Origin of the sequence: Proteus sp. fly-1008 (assembly GCF_040140305.1) — a bacterium.
GTDB classification, from domain to species: Bacteria; Pseudomonadota; Gammaproteobacteria; order Enterobacterales; family Enterobacteriaceae; genus Proteus; species Proteus vulgaris_B.
Map to the genome: position 1 here is coordinate 146,125 of NZ_JBEEWH010000009.1, position 20,347 is coordinate 166,471.

At 38.7% G+C, this 20,347-nt stretch carries 20 protein-coding genes and 2 pseudogenes; 15 read left to right on the forward strand and 7 right to left on the reverse strand.

Going from position 1 to position 20,347, the window contains the following annotated elements; all coding sequences use genetic code 11:
* Positions 1-188: 188 nt before the first annotated feature.
* Positions 189-869, forward strand: coding sequence for an HAD family hydrolase (locus ABN256_RS14845; RefSeq protein ID WP_115350180.1), 681 nt, complete (start codon positions 189-191; stop codon positions 867-869).
* Positions 870-936: 67 nt separating this feature from the next.
* On the opposite strand, the gene ABN256_RS14850 is transcribed toward ABN256_RS14845, so the two are convergent.
* The 6 genes from ABN256_RS14850 to ABN256_RS14875 form a co-directional block, all read right to left on the reverse strand.
* Positions 937-1,512 (reverse strand): TerD family protein, encoded by a 576-nt coding sequence (locus ABN256_RS14850; protein ID WP_072070082.1) that lies wholly within the window; start codon positions 1,510-1,512, stop codon positions 937-939.
* A gap of 78 nt (positions 1,513-1,590) precedes the next feature.
* Positions 1,591-2,169, reverse strand: coding sequence for a TerD family protein (locus ABN256_RS14855; protein WP_072070083.1), 579 nt, complete (start codon positions 2,167-2,169; stop codon positions 1,591-1,593).
* A gap of 54 nt (positions 2,170-2,223) precedes the next feature.
* On the reverse strand, positions 2,224-3,264 hold the full coding sequence (locus ABN256_RS14860) for a TerC/Alx family metal homeostasis membrane protein (RefSeq protein ID WP_072070084.1): 1,041 nt from the start codon (positions 3,262-3,264) through the stop codon (positions 2,224-2,226).
* A 34-nt stretch (positions 3,265-3,298) separates the two neighbouring features.
* Complete coding sequence (locus tag ABN256_RS14865) at positions 3,299-3,754, reverse strand: tellurite resistance TerB family protein (protein ID WP_072070085.1); 456 nt, start codon at positions 3,752-3,754, stop codon at positions 3,299-3,301.
* A 25-nt stretch (positions 3,755-3,779) separates the two neighbouring features.
* The gene (locus ABN256_RS14870) at positions 3,780-4,952 is read right to left on the reverse strand and encodes a TerD family protein (protein ID WP_349439647.1); all 1,173 of its coding nucleotides are present in this window, start codon (positions 4,950-4,952) and stop codon (positions 3,780-3,782) included.
* Positions 4,952-5,536, reverse strand: coding sequence for a TerD family protein (locus tag ABN256_RS14875; RefSeq protein ID WP_196554817.1), 585 nt, complete (start codon positions 5,534-5,536; stop codon positions 4,952-4,954). The genes ABN256_RS14870 and ABN256_RS14875 overlap by 1 nt, the downstream gene beginning before the upstream one ends.
* Positions 5,537-5,859: 323 nt before the next feature.
* Between ABN256_RS14875 and ABN256_RS14880 the strand changes: the two genes are divergently transcribed.
* The 14 genes and pseudogenes from ABN256_RS14880 (at position 5,860) to aes (ending at position 19,565) form a co-directional block, all read left to right on the forward strand.
* Positions 5,860-6,927 carry an ATP-grasp domain-containing protein gene (locus tag ABN256_RS14880; RefSeq protein WP_349439648.1) on the forward strand — a complete coding sequence of 356 codons (1,068 nt, stop codon included), beginning with the start codon at positions 5,860-5,862 and terminating at the stop codon, positions 6,925-6,927.
* A gap of 14 nt (positions 6,928-6,941) precedes the next feature.
* Positions 6,942-8,078: a phosphoribosyltransferase domain-containing protein gene (locus ABN256_RS14885; RefSeq protein WP_340896715.1), complete on the forward strand. Its 1,137-nt coding sequence runs from the start codon at positions 6,942-6,944 to the stop codon at positions 8,076-8,078.
* Positions 8,071-8,841, forward strand: a complete 771-nt coding sequence (locus ABN256_RS14890; protein ID WP_349439650.1) for an HAD family hydrolase — start codon at positions 8,071-8,073, stop codon at positions 8,839-8,841. The genes ABN256_RS14885 and ABN256_RS14890 overlap by 8 nt, the downstream gene beginning before the upstream one ends.
* Positions 8,842-8,843: 2 nt before the next feature.
* A pseudogene (locus tag ABN256_RS14895) lies at positions 8,844-9,588 on the forward strand (cysteine protease StiP domain-containing protein); the annotation flags it as partial.
* A gap of 125 nt (positions 9,589-9,713) precedes the next feature.
* Positions 9,714-9,920 (forward strand): annotated as a pseudogene (locus ABN256_RS19260) (RNA-binding protein); the annotation flags it as partial.
* Entirely contained in the window at positions 9,920-10,864 is a 945-nt protein-coding gene (locus tag ABN256_RS14900; RefSeq protein ID WP_349439651.1) for an HpcH/HpaI aldolase/citrate lyase family protein, read from the forward strand. The pseudogene ABN256_RS19260 and the gene ABN256_RS14900, both read left to right, overlap by 1 nt.
* Positions 10,865-11,169: 305 nt before the next feature.
* Positions 11,170-11,667 carry a tellurium resistance protein TerW gene (locus ABN256_RS14905; protein WP_196554823.1) on the forward strand — a complete coding sequence of 166 codons (498 nt, stop codon included), beginning with the start codon at positions 11,170-11,172 and terminating at the stop codon, positions 11,665-11,667.
* 506 nt (positions 11,668-12,173) lie between these two features.
* Entirely contained in the window at positions 12,174-12,812 is a 639-nt protein-coding gene (locus ABN256_RS14910) for a vWA domain-containing protein (RefSeq protein WP_072068976.1), read from the forward strand.
* A gap of 17 nt (positions 12,813-12,829) precedes the next feature.
* A complete protein-coding gene (locus tag ABN256_RS14915; protein ID WP_196554824.1) occupies positions 12,830-13,471 on the forward strand; it encodes a TerD family protein in 642 nt (213 codons plus the stop codon).
* A complete protein-coding gene (locus tag ABN256_RS14920) occupies positions 13,471-14,109 on the forward strand; it encodes a vWA domain-containing protein (RefSeq protein ID WP_196554825.1) in 639 nt (212 codons plus the stop codon). Before ABN256_RS14915 ends, ABN256_RS14920 begins: the two co-directional genes overlap by 1 nt.
* A gap of 106 nt (positions 14,110-14,215) precedes the next feature.
* A complete protein-coding gene (locus ABN256_RS14925; RefSeq protein ID WP_072068978.1) occupies positions 14,216-15,256 on the forward strand; it encodes a TerY-C metal binding domain-containing protein in 1,041 nt (346 codons plus the stop codon).
* Entirely contained in the window at positions 15,256-16,755 is a 1,500-nt protein-coding gene (locus tag ABN256_RS14930) for a PP2C family serine/threonine-protein phosphatase (protein WP_349439653.1), read from the forward strand. The genes ABN256_RS14925 and ABN256_RS14930 overlap by 1 nt, the downstream gene beginning before the upstream one ends.
* 27 nt (positions 16,756-16,782) lie before the next feature.
* On the forward strand, positions 16,783-18,282 hold the full coding sequence (locus tag ABN256_RS14935) for a helix-hairpin-helix domain-containing protein (RefSeq protein ID WP_349439654.1): 1,500 nt from the start codon (positions 16,783-16,785) through the stop codon (positions 18,280-18,282).
* A gap of 314 nt (positions 18,283-18,596) precedes the next feature.
* The gene (gene aes, locus ABN256_RS14940; RefSeq protein ID WP_196554826.1) at positions 18,597-19,565 is read left to right on the forward strand and encodes an acetyl esterase; all 969 of its coding nucleotides are present in this window, start codon (positions 18,597-18,599) and stop codon (positions 19,563-19,565) included.
* Between the two features lie 29 nt (positions 19,566-19,594).
* Here the strand turns inward: aes and ABN256_RS14945 are convergent, their stop codons facing one another.
* On the reverse strand, positions 19,595-20,308 hold the full coding sequence (locus ABN256_RS14945; RefSeq protein WP_196554866.1) for an NUDIX hydrolase: 714 nt from the start codon (positions 20,306-20,308) through the stop codon (positions 19,595-19,597).
* Positions 20,309-20,347 lie beyond the last annotated feature (39 nt).

A 20,347-nucleotide genomic window follows, 5' to 3' on the forward strand; every position in this document is an offset into this window, starting at 1 on the left:
ATTTTTATTTGATGGATAAATATTATTTTATATTCATAATATAAGTAATCTTTATTTATTTACATTAGAAAGTATAAAAATCACTTTATTTTCAATAAGTAATAGACACACTATCTCATTTTGAGAACAATGATATAATATGTGCAATGACCTTAAAAACTCTGATGATTTACGGAGCTTACTTTTTTATGCAACCCCAGTTTGAAAACTCAAAAAACACCGTAAAAACGTTATCAGTGTTTGATTTTGATGGCACGCTAACTTACCACGATAGTTTTATTCCTTTTTTAAAGTTTGCTTTCGGTAAACGTAAATTTTCACGCCGTTTAATTAAGATGGTATTACCAACATTACGTTGTTTTAGACGCAAATTAACCCGTGATGAATTAAAAGAAGTGCTTATCAAAACTTTTTTAACAAACATTGACGAACAATGGTTAAAAGAAAAAGCGGAAGCATTTTGTCAGCTTTACTGGGCTAAATTAATGCGCCCTACTGGCTTATTAGCAGTAGCAGAAGAAGTGAAAAGTAATGCCCAAGTTACTATTTGCTCTGCATCACCAGCAATGGTTCTACAGCCTTTTGCTGATAGGTTGGGAATTAAACTGATAGGTACGACACTTGAAGTAGTTGATGGTAAATTGACAGGTAAAATTATCGGCAATAACTGTCGCTGTGGCGAGAAAATTAAACGTTTAGAAGATGTCTACGGGGATCTAACGCAATATCATATGAGAGCATGGGGTGATTCTCGTGGTGATCATGAATTGCTATTGGCCTCTCAAACTCCTCATTGGCGTCACTTTCATACTGGCCGTCGTAAATCTAAAAACTCGCCCATTAAAGTGACCGTAAAAAAAGAGTCTTAGTCGCTAACGGTTTCCCTATCAACACAGAGACAAATAGCCCCCGCTAATGCGAGGGCTAAATAAAGCCTTAGATATTTACACCGTGTTGTGATGCTAACGCACCTAAACCACCCGCAAAACCTTGACCAACAGCTTTGAATTTCCACTCTGCGCCATGGCGATATAATTCACCAAAGATCATTGCAGTTTCTGTAGAGGCATCCTCAGAAAGATCAAAACGTGCAATTTCAGCCCCATTGTCGTTGTTAAAAACGCGCATAAAACTGTTGCTTACCATACCAAAGTTTTGTTTACGATTTTCAGCATCATAAATAGTGACTGCAAATACCAGTTTTTTCACTTCAGCAGGGACTTTTGATAAGGTGATTTTGACTTGTTCATCATCACCGTCGCCTTCCCCAGTACGGTTATCTCCTTGGTGTTCAACGCTTCCGCACTGACTCACTTTGTTATTAAAGAAGATAAAACTTGCGTCTGAAAGTACTTTTCCATCTTCACCAACCATGAATACTGACGCATCTAAATCAAATTCTGCGCCATCAGTCACGCGGGCATCCCATCCTAAACCAACCATAGCAACCGACATTGTTGGTGCTTCTTTAGTTAGAGAAACATTACCACCTTTAACGAGGGAAACTGCCATATCAAAGCTCCTACTTTATTGAATAAACTGGCAATCACTTTTTATGAATGCCAGTGGTTAGTATTTTACAACAATCTATCAAGAGGCATTTATACCGTACTGAGCACAAACAGAACCTAAGCCACCTGCATAACCTTGACCAACAGCACGGAATTTCCACTCTGCGTTATGACGATATAACTCGCCAAATAACATTGCCGTTTCAGTTGATGCATCTTCCGTTAAATCATAACGAGCAACTTCAATTTGGTTGTCATCATTAACTAGGCGAATAAATGCACCCGATACCTGACCAAAGCTTTGACGACGTGCTTGCGCATCATGGATAGTGACAACAAAGATAACCTTATCGACGTCATTTGGGATCATGTCTAATTTGATTTTCAGTGCTTCATCATCACCATCGCCTTCACCCGTACGATTATCACCGGTATGAACAACAGAGCCATCAGCGGATCTTAAGTTGTTATAAAAAATGAAATCGGCATCGCTACGTACTTTTCCATTAGCTGCTAACAAAAATACAGATGCATCTAAGTCAAAATCTTGACCATCTGTAGAACGGGCATCCCAACCAAGTCCGACAAGGACGTTTTTCATCGTTGGGGCTGCTTTGCTCAGAGAGACATTACCACCTTTAGAAAGAGAAACGCTCATTTTTTAACCTCTTTAATTTAGTTTTTTGATATTCTGATTTCTCAAGAATATTAATTATTCTGACTTACCTTCATTATCTTTTTTCTCAGGAAACACAAAGCTTGCAATAATTCCCAGAGCAAGAACCCCCAGCACAACAAATAGGCTAGTTGTCGCGGAAATACTGTATCCATGCTGCCAAATGTGGTCTGTTGCATTGAGACCCAGTTTTACGGCAATAAAGAACAGTAACACAATAACCGCTTTTTCAAGGTAAACGAGATACTGTTTTAACGCTTCTAATACGAAGTAAAGCGTACGTAGGCCTAAGATTGCGAACATCATTGCACTATAGACAATCAGGGGTTCACGGCTTACAGCGATAATAGCGGGAACAGAGTCGAAAGCAAACATCACATCAGAAAGCTCTACAACAGCAACACACAACATAAGTGGGGTTGCATATAACGCAGCTTTTGTACCACGACCGATAGTGACATCTTTGTTTTCAGGTTTCGCTAATTCAACATCCACTTCTTTTTGTGTTAATAAGAAAGCGTGTCCTGTGATTTTTGGCCATATAGGGAAAAATCGTTTAACTAAGCGATAAGCAAGATGTTGTGAATAGTCTTCGATTTCTTCACTATCATCACCGCTTTTCAGCATCATAACTGCCGTCCAAGCAACGATTAAGGCAAATACTATCTCAACATATGGTCCTAAACTTAGCAGTCCTGTACCGATGGCAACAAAGATCCCACGGAAAACGATAGCACCGATAATACCCCAATAAAGAACGCGGTGGCGGAAGCGGTCTGGCACGGAAAACCAAGAGAAAATCGCCATCATGACAAACAAGTTATCAACGGAAAGTACTTTCTCTAGCGCATAACCCGTTACGAATAAGCTCGCAACTTCAGCACCATGGTGAATATAAAGGAATCCTGCGAATGCCATAGCAATAGCAATCCAGAATATAGACCAAAATATGGCATTCTTTAACGTTATCGGCTTATCAGCGCGATGCATGAATAAGTCGATAAAAATAGCGCCAATCGCAAGTACTACAAAGACAATGACAGTTTCTGTCGGAAAACCAATATGTGTGGATACCATAATAATTCCTGAACGGTTCCCTATCTTAAATTAATTACAAACCAAATTCTGCGGGCTCAAAGCCTAATGCAATGGCAATAGCACGCACAGCCTCTTTTTCATCATTGTCAAAATCACCATCACTTTTCGCAACAGCGATACCAACACGAATAGCTAATTGCGCAGCTTCTGGCTGATCTTTCATTGCCAGAATATACTTCATCGTTTCACCTTTACCGATTTCAGCGTCAAAGTCGAAACTTGTAATTAGCTTATTAAAGAATTCAATCACCTCTGAGGTATCAAATACTTTAAGTTCATCTGATGCCTTTAAAAAACCCAGCATCTTCTGTTTTTCTTCAGAACTCACTCCGTCACTGGCGATGGCAATACGCGCACAGACAGCCACAGTTCCTTGCATAAATTTTTTGTTTTTAAAGCGACCAACTTGCTTTGCTAACTCAGAACGGCCCGTATTAAAACCTTCTTTTAATTTATTGAAAAAACTCATGTTACTTTTCCTTATATCAATTTGATCACTTAGAACCCGCTGTCCAGCGAAATCCCCACCCGTAGGCATTATCCATATCACGGTGGCCTTTAAAAAACTCATTGAGACGTTCCACTTTTATTGAACCGTTCTCATTCACTAGCCGTGCAATCGCACACATACCACGACCATTGTTACCTTCAGTTAAACGAGTTTCAATAGGGGGTTGATCAGGAACATGAATGGTGACAACACCATCTGTTTTACTCCAATTAGGTACGCCCTCATAAATAAACGCGAAAATCAGCACTTGTTTTAGTGATTTCCACTCGCGTCCATTCACAAAGATCCACTCACCACCAGCAACATCGCCTGTTCTATCGTCACCTTGTAATTCAACATAAGGCGCGTGGTTAAAATCACCAAAGCCATTTCCTAATGCTTGAATAACAGACTTATAACCATCTTGTAGTTCAACAAAAGCACCAATATCTAAATCAATGCCTTTCTTACCACCAAATAATCCACCTAATAATCCTGAATTACTATTATTGCTTTCACGATGCCAATTAAGATTAATTCGAATTTTACCGAAATCATCTTTCTTCGTTAGGCTAATAGCTGGCTTCTCTTTCGTTAAAGAAACCTTACTTAAATTCACTGTATTAGGTGCTGGGGTTGGCGCGGGTTTAGGCATTGTAGGTGGCACAGGAGTGGGTTCAGGATCTGCAATATCAACACCAAAATGTTCAGCTAACGGTTTTAACCCCCCATTGAACCCTTGGGCGATAAAACGAAATTTCCAACTACCATTACGCCGATATAATTCGCCTAAAATTAATGCCGCTTCTGAGCGGCCATTAATTTCAACATTTCCATTTGCTACCACTTCGTTATTCGCATCAACCTGAATGGATAATCGTTGCAAATTAGCGATAGTTTGCTGACCATCACAGGTTGCTGTAAACGCAATTTTTTCAACATCAGGACGTAAACGTGTTAAATCTACGGTAAAAGAAGTGCTATTTCCTGCTGTTGCATAAATAACCGTGCGATCATCACTCGCTGCTTGTCCATAAAACACCATATCGGCGTCGCCATTAACTTTGCCTGAGGCATAAAGTCTAAAAGCGGAGGCATCAACCGGTGCCCCTGATTGAATCCTAACAATAAGCGTTTGATTAGGAACAGGAACATTACCACCTGGTGTCATATTCATTAGCGTACCACCGTAGCCACGATATCGGGCATCATGTCGTTAATCACGCGACCTTTACAAGGGGCACCAAATGCAGTGAAATCCCACTGACCATGATTACGTTGTAAAGAAGCAATCACAATACCAGTATGAGAACCCTGTTCTGCTAAGGTATAACGCACTAATTCTTTATTTGTTGTTTTATCAACAACACGACAGAATGCATTTTCAACTTCATTAAATGTTTGTCCACGGAAACTGTTTACAGTGAAAACCAAGTATTCAACATTTGTTGGTAAACGGCCTAAATCAACGAAAATGGTTTCATCATCGCCATCACCGTCTCCTGTTAAGTTATCACCAGAATGAACTACTGACTGACAACTTGATTTTAATTTACGAAACCAAATGGTATCGATTTGATTGCCATTTGCGTCAAGTAAAACGCAACTTGCATCTAAATCAATAGAACCACCACCACCAAAAAGACCACCTAATAATCCTTTTTTCTTAATTGGATCCCAGCCCAAACCAAACATTAAATGGCTCAGTGTAGGTGATTGTTTACTGAGAGAAACTGTTTGATTCTTGCTTAATGAAACCATAATTAAATTCCTTCAGAGGTAGAGTGAAACAATAATGCCATTTGTGATTAAATCCATATTGTGAAAATCATCATATCATGATGAAGTACATGAGCAAGACTATTTTCACCATCCAAATTTAAAGTTTTGTCAACATATTGATATTAAAAATATTTTTATAAAAAATAAATTATAAAATACAAAAAAAACATAATAATAACGTTATTGGTTAGTCTAATTTAAACTAAAATCAAATAAATCATATTATGATTGACACAGTTCTTCGAAATCTTCATGATTATAGGACTTGAACCCTACACTTTTATTTCACGGTATACAGCGTAATGAACAATACGATTTGGTTTATGGAAGGTTTATCATCACAACGCGATATAATTCAAAGTGTTAAAGACTTTGCAAAACAGCAACAACAAGATATTGTCGTGCTTGCTTCTCATCGCCATACTCGAAATGAGATTTTATCGCTTGCTGATGGTGCTTTTTATGAGCCTCAAGATGAGACATTACGTTTAAACTTTATTGCCGATATCGTCAAAAAGTATCAAGTTCGCGTTATTCACACAGGTCGTAATAGCGCATGGTTTGAATCTCATCGTCATGAAATTGAGTCACTAGGGGTAAAATTAACCACAGGTGCAACTGAACTGAAACAGCTTCAGTTAGCGGATGATAAAGTTGCATTTGCACAAGCTATGGAACAATGCGGTCTTCCTGTTGTGCCTTCTATTTACATTGATTCAATCATTGAATTAGAAAAACAAATTAAAAATCCACCTTTTGGTGAGATCCCTTTATGCATTAAGCCAGTAAAAGGCATTTATGGAATGGGTTTTTGGCGCTTTGATAATCAAGTTTCGCCTATGGCACTGTTTAACCACCCAGAAAATCGCCAAGTTAATCCACAACAATATGTTGATGCATTAAAAGCGGTTGAACACTTTGAGCCATTAGTGCTCATGCCTTATTTACCTGGCCCAGAATACTCTGTTGATATGGTTGTTGAACAAGGCAATGTCATTGCTGGCGTCGCTCGTCGTAAAGAGGGAGCAATCCAGCATCTAGAAACTTCAGGTGAAGCCTATCAATTAGGCAAAGCCTGCGCCACAGCCATGAAAGCAGATGGTCTTGTTAATGTGCAAACTCGAAATAACCATCAAGGCCGTCCATTATTACTTGAAATTAATATGCGCCCTTCGGGTGGCATTGGTTATACCAAACATTGCGGCATCCACCTTGCTGGTATTTTTGCTTTACGCCAATTGGGATTGATGAGTATTGAAGAAGCGCAAGCTCAAAATAGCCATTTTGCACCAACAAAAATACGCTCAATCACCGATTCTATTGTTTTCAATTCAACGTTAACAAACTTAATCAGTACGGATAATAATTAATAATGAAAAATAGCATGAGTGACTCTTTAGTTTATCGTCGCCAACTTAGTTGTGGCACATTGAGCGTGACACCAAATTGCCCTATTGAGTTACTTGATGAATTATTTGATATTGCAGAAAGACGCAATCCTAAGCGTGCATTTTTATTTGTCAGTAAGGTATTAGGTCGTCATATTCCAGTTTCACCGAAAAAAATGCGTGAAACCTACCAAAAACTTGCCAAGCAATTTCCACCTTCACTCGAAGGCCCTATTTTGTTTATTGGTATGGCAGAAACCGCCGTAGGTTTAGGAGCTGGTATTTTTGATGAGGTGAGAAGCCGCTATCAACAAGCGATTTATTTAACATCAACACGTCATCCTGTTGATCAAGGTGAATTGCTATGTGAGTTTAAAGAAAATCACAGCCACGCGACCGATCACTTACTCTATTTGCCTAAAACAGCAGAGCAACGCCAGTGGGTACAACAAGCAAAAACTGTTGTATTAATTGATGATGAAGCCACTACGGGTAATACCTTTATTAACCTGCTTTCAGCACTACGTGAAGAAGGTGGATTAACGCATATTCAGCAGGTTATCGCTGTAACCTTAACTGATTGGAGTGGTGATTCTATTGCTGAGCGCTCCCCATTACCGATTAAGACTCTCTCTTTAGTTCAAGGTGAATGGCTATGGGACGCAGATCCAAACGCGCCTTTACCTGTTATGCCTAATGTTAATATTACTGCATCAGGGCAAGTTGCGATCACTGGTAAACAGAGCTGGGGTCGATTAGGGATGACAACGCCGGCAAGTGATCTAGGCTTATCCATCAATGCTTCTTTGGGTGAAAAGATCCTTGTTTTAGGATCGGGAGAATTTGTCTGGGAACCGTTCTTACTTGCTGAACGTCTTGAAAAACAAGGTGCTATCGTAAAATATAGCTCGACAACCCGTTCACCTATTTCAACCAATTTTGCCATTCAATCAGCGATTACATTTACTGATAATTATGGTTTAGGTATTCCTAACTTCGTCTATAACGTGGCTCATCAACAATTTGATCGCATTTTGCTTTGTTGTGAAACACCAGCCGAAAGTATTGACCACCAACTGATTGAAGCCCTCAATAAAGTTGCCCCTATTATTGAGGTAATCAGTTATGACTAAGCCTGTTATTTTAACTGATCTCGACGACACCTTATTTCAAACACGTCGTAAAATGGTCGATGAGTTAGCGCTTGAACCCTATAAAACCGGGGCATTGGATAGAAGTTTAGAGCCTCGTAGCTTTATGACGCAAGAACAAGCCATGCTGGTAGATTGGATGCTAGAACATGCTGACTTAATTCCTGTTACTGCGCGTGGTACAGAGGAAATAAGCCGAGTCACAATCCCTTTTCACTCATGGGCAATTACCACACATGGTGCTGTGGTATTAACCCCTGAGGGTATAGCTGATGCCCAGTGGCAAAACCATATCACCCGAAGCTTAACGCCATATACACAACGTTTACTTACACTACAACAATCAATTACGCAATTAATGGCGGAACGACATATTGATGGCTGGGCACGAATTAACTATGAATATGGTGATTTGCCTATTTATTTAGTGATGAAGCATAACGATAGCACTCGACTAGAAGAGTTATACACCATTGGTGATGAGATAGAAAAAACATTCTCAACCGAAGGTTTTTATATTCATCGCAACAGTAACAATATTGCTTGGTTACCTGAGCCTATTGAGAAAGGCAAAGCTGTCACCTATTTGCTTAATAAATTAAAAGCAGAACGTGGCATTTTCCCTGTTATTGGTTTAGGCGATAGCCTAAGTGATCATCGCTTTATGAAATTATGCAATTGGTATGGGCTTCCTCGCCAAAGCCAATTCGCTGATGCGATCAACACAAAAATTTTTGGAGAATAAACATGATGGATCATAAACCGTTTTCAGGATCTTATGTATCAGGTGATGTCGATTTTCTACTTCAACCCGTCAATATTGAAATGACGCCTGTTGAGTTAAAAGAAGAGCTAATACAATCAGGTAAACGCCACTATTCTGACATGCTAAGCCAAGAGCCAGAACCTACAACATGGCATCTTGATCTCTTTGAAAAAGCGCTAGAAACCGGTGCGACACGCTTAGCAACTGAAGTCATTATGCTGGCAAAATCCCTTATTGAACGCTTTGGTGATACCCCGATTATTCTGACAAGCCTTGTCCGTGCGGGTGTTCCTCTAGGTGTGATGTTGCAACAAACATTGCGCAAAATGGGGAAAACCTCTTATCACTATGGAATAAGCATTATTCGAGATAGAGGTATTGATAGCGAAGCACTTTCATGGATTGAACAACATCACGGCACAGAAGGAATTGTTTTTGTTGATGGTTGGACGGGAAAAGGTGCTATTACAGGTGAGTTAATTCGCTCATTAACTGGTCGCGAAGGCTACCCCCCACAGCCACGCCTTGTCGTCCTTGCAGATCCTTGTGGTTGCGCATGGTTAAGTGCCAGTGATGAAGATTGGCTTATCCCCTTTGGGATCATGGGTGCTCCCGTTTCTGGATTAATTTCACGTTCAATTTGGACAGAAAAAGGTTTTCATGGTTTTGTCGATTGCCAACATTTAAAACAATATGAATGCAGTCGATATCTTGTTGATATTGTTGGAAAAAATATTGATTACTTGATTAAAAACGATATCCCACATGCCACATTTAAAGAACAACAATCAGATTTAAAAAAGCTGAGCGAAAACGTCGTTAGTTCACTTGCAAAAAAATATGATATTTCAAATATCAATCGTATAAAACCCGGTATTGCCGAAGCCACACGCGCTGTTTTACGCCGTGTACCTGACCATGTTCTTGTGAGAGAGATAACTGATCCTGATGTGGCATTACTGGTTTATCTTGCGCAAGAAAAAAATATTGCTGTTATTGAAGCAGGGCAAGCGCTTGGTCAATATCGTGCAGTGACTATCATTAAAAAGGTGAAATAATGATTGAACGATTATCCCCGTGGAATTTAGGGGCAACCCTTTATATGCCAGCAACTCGAACAGATATTGCGACAACAATTATCGATCAGAAAATTGAAGGCTTACGCTCTTTAATTATCTGTTTAGAAGATGCGGTTAGCGATGCTGATATTCCTGTTGCATTAGAAAATTTGGCTACGTTATTAACTAAGTTGGCAGAGCATAAAAAGAACCATGATTGTAGCCATTGGCCTTTGCTATTTATTCGCCCTCGCCACACGGAAATGGGTCAATGGATCACAGAAACACTTGATGTCAGTGCTATTGACGGTCTTGTGCTACCTAAATTTACTCAAGCCTCTTTACCTATTTGGTGGAATATTATTGAGAATACGCATTTATGTATGATGCCAACTCTTGAAACCGAAGAGGTGTTTGATGTTATTCAAATGACAGAGCTTGCAAACCACCTACTGACTCACCCTTGTCATAACAGAATTATCGCATTACGTATTGGTGGTAATGACTTAATGAATGTGATTTCGCTAAGACGTAATCGCCAGTTAACACTTTATGATGGCCCAATGGGTTATGTCATAAAAATGCTAGTTGCTGTATTTGGTGCTCGTCAGTTTGCACTTACAGCCCCCGTTTGTGAGCATATTGATGATCACCATATTATGGATAAAGAGCTTGCTCTTGATATTGCCAATGGTCTTGTGGGTAAAACAGCGATACATCCAAAGCAAATTCACAAGATTGAACAAGCCCTCATGGTATCTCAATCAGATCACTCAGATGCTTTACGCATCTTAAATTCAACGCAAGCTGTCTTTAAATCACAAGGTGCGATGTGTGAACCTGCAACACATCGTCGCTGGGCATTGAGTATTTTAACCAGAGCTAAAATTTATGGCATTATTCCTAACCAACAAAATAATGCTCAACGTTTTAATGCAACATAAAATACTCTATAGCAGGTGATGAACTCAATAAGATAAAATAATTATCTTATCTTGATTTTGATTTATAAGTTTCTAGTTAAAACATGTTATCTTTAGCTAGAACTTATAAAAACAAAACCGACTTTTTATTTAAAAAGTCATTTTTTTCATTTGAAATATTATTTTATACTACATTTAATAGGACGCTTATTTTATTTATAATTTTAATGTTTCTGATACTTGTAAATAATGTATAAGAACAAGAATAATAAAATTTAAAGCTGAATATTTTAACACACGAATGACAGAATAAGTGGTAACTAAGCATGCAATTAAGCACTCGTCAGGTCAGAGTCTTTACACTGGCAATCCTTTTAAGCTCGGGAAAAAAGGTTCCAACCATTAAGATTATTTCTGCTCTTGAATGCTCGGAGCCAACGTTAACTCGCGTCTTAAAAGAGATAAGAGATTCTTATGACGCTGAAATAAAGTACAGTAAAGCGTCTCGAGCTTATCAAATGACCGAGCGTGGTCAACTTGATAATAAAGCATTACGCCGTATGCGTGAGGCACTATCAGCCAGTGAAGATCTTCGCCATAATGGAATGACAAGCCGAGTTTATCTCGATAAAGATAAGAAAAAATCGGTTTCACTTTCATTAAAAATGTCAGCATTACGCAAAATTGATAGATTATCTTATTTAAATAATTCCACACGCAGCGAAGCGGTTGAATTATTGGTTGACCATTATATTGAAAATTTAATTCAATCAACACTTGCTGAATTAGCTGAAAAAGAAAAAGATGGTTTAAAAAAATCATAATATATATTAATAAATAACTTGATACATTAGTATCAAGTTATTTATATAATCAACAAAGAATTAAATACATAAAATCACTTATTCAATAATAATATATTTAATAAATTGTAGCTTTACTTTTAATTATTTTAAAAACCAAATTAACACAAACATAATTAATTGAATTTACTTATTTTTTTATTTAATTACTTGATGTTATATAAATAAAAAGTATTTATACCTACTCTTTATTAGCTCTTCTTTTTACATCACTCCAATTAAGAGTAATCAATAAAAACATCTTTGATAATAAATGCCCGTCAACCACTCAAAATAAGGGTGAATATGGGTTAATTTCTCTTTTATTTTACTTTTTATGCGATCTTCTTTCAGATTAATAATATTGGACAATCATCACTGCGTTTTTTTCCTAATTTAATTAAACTAAGCATAATCTCAATTCAACACGTTCATCAGTCGGTTAGTATATTAACCGCTTATTCCTACCTCACTAACAGGATAAATGCATGAGAAGATTGCCAGTTTACCTTTTACTTGATACATCGGGTTCTATGTATGGCGAACCTATTGCAGCAGTAAAGAATGGCGTTGAAATGCTCTTATCAACATTACGCCAAGATCCTTACGCATTAGAAACCGCCTATATTTCTATCATCACCTTTAATTCAACCGCACAACAAATTGTTCCACTCACTGATTTAATTAACTTTAGCGTGCCTGATTTAGTCGCAAGTGGAACTACGGCATTAGGTGAGGCACTCACATTAGTTTCTGATCGAATTGAAAATGAAGTGCAAAAAACAACTGCTGAAACTAAAGGTGATTGGCGCCCGCTTGTTTTTGTAATGACTGATGGCGCACCAACTGACGATTGGAAAAAAGGCGTTGAGAAATTTAAAGCTGCCCGTACTGGTGTTGTGATTGCCTGCGCAGCAGGACAATCTGCACAAACGGATGTACTAAAAAATATTACTGAGATTGTATTACGGCTAGATACGGCGGATTCTAACACGATAAAGTCATTCTTTAAGTGGGTTTCAGCCAGTATTTCTGTCGGTAGTCAAAAAGTCGATTTAACCAAGAAAGATATTAGTGATCTTGATGACTTACCACCACCTCCTCCTGAGGTTAACGTTGTACTTTAAATAAAAAAGGAATGAATATGTCAGTGAGTTTAAAAAAAGGACAAGGCGTTAGTTTAAAGAAAAATGAATATGACCTTTCCTCTGTCACTATCGGTTTAGGTTGGGATATTAACGAAGAGAAACGTGGATTTTTGGGCGGACTTTTTGGTAAGAAAAGTGAAGAATACGATTTAGATGTTATCGCCTTTTTATGTGGTGAAAACGGCAAGGTCAATGATCTGGGTAAAATTGAAGGCGGACAACCTTCTCTTGTTAATGGTGATATTATTTTCTTTAATAGCCTTAAACATAAATCTGGACAGATTTGGTTAACAGGTGATAACCGTACAGGCGCTGGTGATGGAGATGATGAACAGATCATCGCAAAATTAAATACCCTAGATCCTAAATTTACCAAAATCGTCTTTATTGTTCAGATTTACAATGGGCGTGAGCTACAACAACACTTTGGTAAAGTACAGAATGCCTTTATCCGCGCCGTTGATGCCAAAAATGTAGAAATGGCTCGTTTTGATTTATCAGGAGGCGAAGCCTTCAATAATCAACGCTCGATGTTATTTGCTGAATTAGTCAGAGAAGAAAATGGCTGGAAACTTAACGCTATTGGTGAGCCTTCAAGTTCAGATAGTTTTGTTTCTTACTTAAAGGACTTTACCTAATGAGAAGACTTCCTGTTTACCTACTTATTGATACATCAGGATCAATGAGAGGTGAATCTATTCATGCCGTTAACGTAGGAATACAAACAATGCTAAATGCATTGAGACAAGATCCCTACGCATTAGAAAGCGTACATATCTCTATTATCACTTATGATAATGAAGCACGTGAGTTTATTCCCTTAACGGCATTAGAAGATTTCCAGTTCACTGATATTACCGTTCCTAGCTCTGGTGGCACATTTACTGGTGCGGCTCTTGAATGTTTAATCAAGTGTGTTGATCGTGATATTAAACGCTCTGATGGTGATCAAAAAGGTGACTGGCGTCCGCTGGTCTTCTTAATGACAGATGGTACCCCTTCTGATACTTACGCTTATGGTGAAGCCATTAAAGAAGTGAAAAAACGCTCATTTGGTTCGATCATCGCCTGTGCAGTTGGTCCAAAAGCCAAACATGATCACCTTAAAGAGCTCACATCTCAAGTGGTAGCATTAGAAACATTAGACTCCAACGCCTTCTCAGGCTTTTTCAAATGGGTCTCTGCGAGTGTAGCATCCGGTAGTTCCAGTGCAGGCATTAATACTGATAAAGATACACTACCGCCACCGCCGCCTGAAATTCAGTTGGTACTGTGATCCACAAAAGCAAAGCGCTAAAACAGGCTTTGCTTTTATTTTATTTAGGCTTTGGTTTATCCATCACAAATATATAACAGCCACTATAAAGTGATAAGGTATAACAATGAGAAGGCTACCTATTTTCTTTGTTTTAGATTGCTCAGAATCGATGATAGGTGAAAACCTAAAAAAGATGAATGACGGTCTTACGACTATTATTAGCGATCTCAGACGAGATCCTCACGCTCTTGAAACTGCTTGGGTTTCTGTCATTGCCTTTGCTGGCGTTGCGAAAACCATTGTTCCACTCACTGAAGTTGTCTCTTTTTATCCCCCTCAGCTTCCTCTTGGTGGTGGCACATCACTAGGCAGTGCGTTACGAGAACTTACTCACCAAATTGATACTCAAGTTAGAAAAACCACGCTTGAGCAAAAAGGTGATTGGAAACCTGTTGTTTACCTCCTTACTGACGGCAGACCAACTGATGATTACGCACAAGAAATTAAACGCTGGAAAGCCCACTACGCTAATAAAGTTAACTTAATTGCGATTGGATTAGGCTTAAGTGCTGACTTACACGCGCTATCACAATTAACTGAAAATGTGCTGTTATTTACTGAAGCACAAGAAGGCGATTTCACCCGTTTTATAAAATGGATAACGATGTCGGTGGTTTCTCACAGTCGCAGTGTTGGCGAAGAAACACCTCCCCTTTTAAGCAAAACCGAACAAATTGTTCGCCTTGCCAAAGATGATGTAGCTCGTGCCTATGATGAATCTTGTGTCACATTTGTCGGCCGTTGTAGCCACACTCGATCGCCTTATTTAATGAAATATGAACGCCCACCAATGAAAGCCTCTGGGCTCGATTTTAATCTAAACCTTAATGGGTTTAATTTAACGGGCTGTTACACCTTAAACGAAGATTACTTTGCATGGAGCGATCTCAGCGCTACGGCATATCAAGTGAATACCAGTGAACTTCATGGCACTCCTGGTTGCCCCTATTGTGGCAATGCCACCGCCTTTGCTGTTTGTCAATGTGGAAAATTACTCTGTGTAAATGGTCCTGAAACAGTTATTTGCCCATGGTGTGATAACAGCATCACCTTTGGAAATAACAGCAATCAATCTGACTTTGATGTCACTCGAGGTAAAGGCTAATGGATAAAAAAGCCCTACTCACAAAACTGATTATTGATGATACGCTAACTTCACAACGCATTCCTGTACATGAAGAGCTGATTATTGCGTTATACGAAGACACAGAAATCGCTCAACATATTGATTTTATTATTGATAAAATAAAAGCAACAACGGCAAAAAAAATAACACCACAAGATAAAGTACAATCTATTCTTCTGTTATTGCCACCAGCCCGCAATTTAACCTCTGACGAAGCATCATTACCAAAAGAAAGCCCATTAAAACCGGGGCAAATCCCAACACACTCATCACCAATGCCAATAGAAAAACCGATTATTCACCGCCCTACAGCCAAAATTACCCTTTCTAATGCCAAAGTAGGTAGCGAATTTAATTCTTCGATTAATATTGAATTAGATACGCTTGATACTGCACAAATTGAGTCCGTGAATATTCAGGAAGATCTCGGCATAACCTTTGATGCCGAAAGTTGTTGCTTAGTTGGCACACCAACAAAAAGTGGTAATTTCACACTAACCATAAACTGGTCTGTAAATTCAGCGCATTACCACAATGATGTATTATTAATCATTAATCCTGATCCTCGTAGCTTATGGCAAATTAACGAACCTCCTGCAGATAGCCTTTATCCTAAAGCACATATTGATAGCAAACTTATTCTTAAAGACGACATTCGTATTGCAGGAGCAAGTCGTCGCGGTCGCTCTCATGAACATGCAGGTACATTTCGTGATGACGATTTTTACATTCATCACAATAGCCAAAGCCAATGGAATATTTTAATTGTCGCTGACGGTGCAGGTAGTGCTCGCTACTCTCGTGAAGGTTCACGTATTGTCACTAAAGTTGTCAGTGAATACCTTGAAGAACAATTGAACATTGAAAAAAATCCAGCATTAGCACCTTATCTCAACACCATTCACCAATGGGATGATGAGAGTGAGAAAAGGCAAGTAGGCAACTTTTTTTCTAAGCTATTTCACAATGCGTCACAGCTTGCAATTAATCACCTAAAAAATGAAGCTATTCGCATTAATGAACCCGTAAAATCATTTTCAACTACACTGTTGGCAACAGTGACTCTACGTATCAATGATGAGCTATTTGCAGCTGCCTTTTGGATGGGTGATGGTGCAATTGCAGCTTATGGACCAGCTGGAAAAGTCCGTGTTTTAGGTATTCCTGATAGCGGTGAATATGCAGGACAAACTCGTTTTCTTGATGATAATGCGCTTAATGATATTGAATTTAATCGACGTATTATTATTGGTAAATGGAGTGAGATTTCACACCTGATATTAATGACAGACGGTGTGTCTGATCCTAAGTTTGAAACAGATAACGGCTTACAAGATCCCAATAAATGGGCAGCGCTTATTGATGAAATATCGCCTTGTTTAGCCTCACCGGAAACCGCTGATCAAACACTGGCCGAATGGCTAAATTTCTTTTCAGCAGGCAATCACGATGACCGCACTCTAATTGTGGCTTGGTGATCATCAAAGAGAAAATAGGTGAGTTTCATGGCAGATATCATTACCTGTACAACGCAAAGTGGAAAAACAGTTCAGTACGTCAATGAAATTATTGGCTCTGGCTCAATGAAAGATGTCTATTTTTCCCCTGACAAAACCTATGTTGTTGCCTTTTATAAGACAAAACAAAACGCACAAGCCAAAGATAGGATAGATATGATAACAGGCTCTTATCGTCATAATATCTTTGAGCAAAGTGGTGGTGAATACTGGAAAAACCTTTTTTGCTGGCCAACTGATGTTGTTGAACATCAAGGCAAAATCGGTATTGTAGTGCCGACGTATCAATCCCACTTCTTCTTTAAATATGGCTCTAAAAACAATGATTTTCTTGCCATAAAAGGTCGTGAAAAAGAAGGTAAATGGTTTGCAAGCGCCAACAACCAAAATAAATTTCTCGATCCTAGGGAAAGAGGCAATTTATTAAATTATCTAAAAGTCTGTTTATTGCTCTCTCGTGCAGTACGCAGAATGCATGCGGCAGGCTTATGTCATAGCGATTTAAGCTATAAAAACGTCCTTATCGATCCTGAGCAAGGTCATGCATGTGTGATTGACATTGACGGTTTAGTAGTGCCTGGAAAATATCCACCTGATGTTGTCGGAACACCTGATTTTATTGCACCAGAAGTGGTAAAAACCAGCCATTTACCGAAAGAAGATCCTAACCGTATCTTGCCAAGTATCACGACTGATAGACACGCCCTTGCGGTATTAATCTATATGTATCTATTTTATCGCCATCCATTACGTGGCGGTAAAATTCACGATCTTGACGATGAAATGCGTGATGAAACTCTCTCTATGGGTGAAAAAGCGCTGTTTATTGAACACCCAACAGATCGTAGCAATGTGGTAAAACTTAATCAGATAAAACCGTCATCTCTACCTTGGGCTGATCCTGAAAAAATCCCATACACTATTATGGGGCCTTACCTGACGCCTCTTTTTGAAAGAGCCTTTATTTCAGGATTACACGAACCTTCACAACGACCTACCGCAGATGAATGGGAAACTGCTTTAGTCAAAACGGTAGATTTGGTTCAGCCTTGTCAGAATAAAGATTGTGAACAGCAATGGTATGTTTTTTCTGGAAAAACCCAGCCAGTTTGTCCTTATTGTCATACGCCATATAAAGGGCAATTACCGATTTTAAATCTCTATTCTTCACGTAAAGCTGGTAGTTTTAGACCTGATGATCACCGTTTAATGGTTTGGAGTAATCAATCACTATTTCCTTGGCATGTGAATCGCCTTATTGCCCCCAATGAACGCACCACGGATGAACAAAAAAAACGCGTAGGTTATTTTGTTTATCACAATTCAACATGGTGGCTTGTTAATGAGCGTATTGATGGATTAATGGTATTGCCGGAGAAAAAACAGATAGCGATTGGTGATAAAATTGCCCTAACTGATGGATTGCAATTTGTATTATCAACAGAAGAAGGCGGGCGACTTGTTGTGGTGCAATTAGTCTCAAATTAATAAAGTAAGAGAATAATCCATTTAATTAATAAAGGGTTATTCTCTTTTATTGATTTAATTCCCAACTTATTTATATATATTATTCTACAGACTCCAGTTTAATCTAATAATCATTTTTATTTCTAAGCCTTCATTTAGTTAAGAAAAACTGTGCAATTTATCAAATTCTCACCTTTTATTTGATATCAACACAAAATCACATTTTCAGCATAAAACCCCTCAATGCTTCTCTAACGTTCAATATTGGATATCAAGATCTCAGTTTATTAAGCCCCGTTATTTACAATACCCCACAGTGATAATTGGAGGCATGAATGAAAACTAAAAATAAAATCAATGTTCTAGAACTTATTTCGCCAGAGATGAAGCAAGTTATGCAATTTTATGCAGATAATCCACAACCTGCGCCAGACAATGAGGGCTATCCATCGATGCGCCTTGCTTATAATAAAGATAGGCGTTATTGGAATGCTGACGCACCAAAAATGTTTGACGTAAAAGATATTTCGGTTAGTACTTCTTATGGGAATGTATTAACGCGTCTTTATAATCCCAAAGAAAAAACACCCGCAACTCTCTATTATCTGCATGGTGGCGGGTTTATTTTAGGAAATTTAGATACCCACGATCGCATTATGCGACTGCTTGCCTGCTATACCGGTTGTACCGTTATTGGCATAGATTATTCACTGTCACCGGAAGCTCGCTATCCCCAAGCCATTGATGAATCTGCACAGGTTTGTCGGTATTATCATCAAAATGCAAAACACTACGATATTAATACTCAACATATTGGTTTTGCTGGTGACTCAGCTGGTGCCATGTTATCGCTTGCCACTGTATTATGGTTACGTGACAAACACATTCACTGTGGCAAAGTGAGTGCGGCTTTACTTTGGTATGGGTTATATGGCTTACGTGATTCCACCAGTCGCCGCCTTTATGGTGGTGAATGGGATGGATTGCGCCAGCAAGATTTAGAAGAATATGACAATGCGTATTTAACCGCCCTTGGCAGTCGTGACGCACCTTATTATTGCTTATTTAATAACGACTTAACGCAAGATATTCCACCTTGCTTTATCGCCAGCGCACAATACGACCCACTTATAGATGATAGCGTGACACTATTTAAAACCTTAGAAGCGCATCAATTACCTTGTGAATATAAAATGTATTCCGGCACATTACATGCCTTTTTACATTATTCACGTATGATGAAAGTGGCAGATGACGCCATTCGAGATGGCGCTCACTATTTTGTAAAACAACTCGCTTTGTAAAACAATTGGCTTTATAAACAAGTAGCTTTTTAAAACTCAAGATTACGAAGAAACCGATAATCCGCAGACGCCTCTTTAAGTCGATACAGACTAGCGGGGCGCCCTCTTTCAGCCCGTTTTTCTCCTGTATCAATCAATAAATCCGCTTGTTCAATGCGTCGCCTAAATGATTTTTTCTGGATCTCTTTACCAATTAAAATTTCATGAACATGCTGTAACTCCGGCAAGGTAAACACTTCGGGTAATGCAAATCCGGGTACAATTGAATAAAGTGATTTTTGCTTTAAACGCTCTCTTGCTTGTGTAATTAATTCTTGATGATCAAAAGCTAAGCTTTGTTGTGTAACCTCATCAATCGGTAACCACATTACCGAATCCACGGTATCAATATGAGCCTCGCACGCTTGATGTGCCATTAACGCGGTATAACAAACCGTCACTGACCAACCTCTTGCATCACGCTGATCATTTCCCACTGAACAGAGTTGCTCAATATAAGGGGGGATCACACCTGTTTTCTCTTTTAATTTTCTTAGCACCGTATCTTCAAGGCATTTATCTTGGACTTCATCGACAAATCCACCGGGTAAACCCCATTTTCCTTTTTCAGGATGTTCCCCTCTTTTCACTAACAACACTTTTAACTGCTCTTCATGATAAGTAAATAGTACAGCATCAACAGTGATCAGTGGCGATAGGAAATCACGGCGGTTATAACTGGCTAAAAAATCTTGTTCATTCATGGCGTAAACTTTATTAGGAAATGATAAGGCTATTTTAAG

Coding starts and splice junctions, on each gene's coding strand:
- ABN256_RS14845 (WP_115350180.1), top strand. CDS start 189: ATGCAACCCCAGTTTGAAAACTCAAAAAACACCGTAAAAACGTTATCA.
- ABN256_RS14850 (WP_072070082.1), bottom strand. CDS start 1,512: ATGGCAGTTTCCCTCGTTAAAGGTGGTAATGTTTCTCTAACTAAAGAA.
- ABN256_RS14855 (WP_072070083.1), bottom strand. CDS start 2,169: ATGAGCGTTTCTCTTTCTAAAGGTGGTAATGTCTCTCTGAGCAAAGCA.
- ABN256_RS14860 (WP_072070084.1), bottom strand. CDS start 3,264: ATGGTATCCACACATATTGGTTTTCCGACAGAAACTGTCATTGTCTTT.
- ABN256_RS14865 (WP_072070085.1), bottom strand. CDS start 3,754: ATGAGTTTTTTCAATAAATTAAAAGAAGGTTTTAATACGGGCCGTTCT.
- ABN256_RS14870 (WP_349439647.1), bottom strand. CDS start 4,952: ATGAATATGACACCAGGTGGTAATGTTCCTGTTCCTAATCAAACGCTT.
- ABN256_RS14875 (WP_196554817.1), bottom strand. CDS start 5,536: ATGGTTTCATTAAGCAAGAATCAAACAGTTTCTCTCAGTAAACAATCA.
- ABN256_RS14880 (WP_349439648.1), top strand. CDS start 5,860: ATGAACAATACGATTTGGTTTATGGAAGGTTTATCATCACAACGCGAT.
- ABN256_RS14885 (WP_340896715.1), top strand. CDS start 6,942: ATGAGTGACTCTTTAGTTTATCGTCGCCAACTTAGTTGTGGCACATTG.
- ABN256_RS14890 (WP_349439650.1), top strand. CDS start 8,071: ATGACTAAGCCTGTTATTTTAACTGATCTCGACGACACCTTATTTCAA.
- ABN256_RS14900 (WP_349439651.1), top strand. CDS start 9,920: ATGATTGAACGATTATCCCCGTGGAATTTAGGGGCAACCCTTTATATG.
- ABN256_RS14905 (WP_196554823.1), top strand. CDS start 11,170: ATGCAATTAAGCACTCGTCAGGTCAGAGTCTTTACACTGGCAATCCTT.
- ABN256_RS14910 (WP_072068976.1), top strand. CDS start 12,174: ATGAGAAGATTGCCAGTTTACCTTTTACTTGATACATCGGGTTCTATG.
- ABN256_RS14915 (WP_196554824.1), top strand. CDS start 12,830: ATGTCAGTGAGTTTAAAAAAAGGACAAGGCGTTAGTTTAAAGAAAAAT.
- ABN256_RS14920 (WP_196554825.1), top strand. CDS start 13,471: ATGAGAAGACTTCCTGTTTACCTACTTATTGATACATCAGGATCAATG.
- ABN256_RS14925 (WP_072068978.1), top strand. CDS start 14,216: ATGAGAAGGCTACCTATTTTCTTTGTTTTAGATTGCTCAGAATCGATG.
- ABN256_RS14930 (WP_349439653.1), top strand. CDS start 15,256: ATGGATAAAAAAGCCCTACTCACAAAACTGATTATTGATGATACGCTA.
- ABN256_RS14935 (WP_349439654.1), top strand. CDS start 16,783: ATGGCAGATATCATTACCTGTACAACGCAAAGTGGAAAAACAGTTCAG.
- aes (WP_196554826.1), top strand. CDS start 18,597: ATGAAAACTAAAAATAAAATCAATGTTCTAGAACTTATTTCGCCAGAG.
- ABN256_RS14945 (WP_196554866.1), bottom strand. CDS start 20,308: ATGAATGAACAAGATTTTTTAGCCAGTTATAACCGCCGTGATTTCCTA.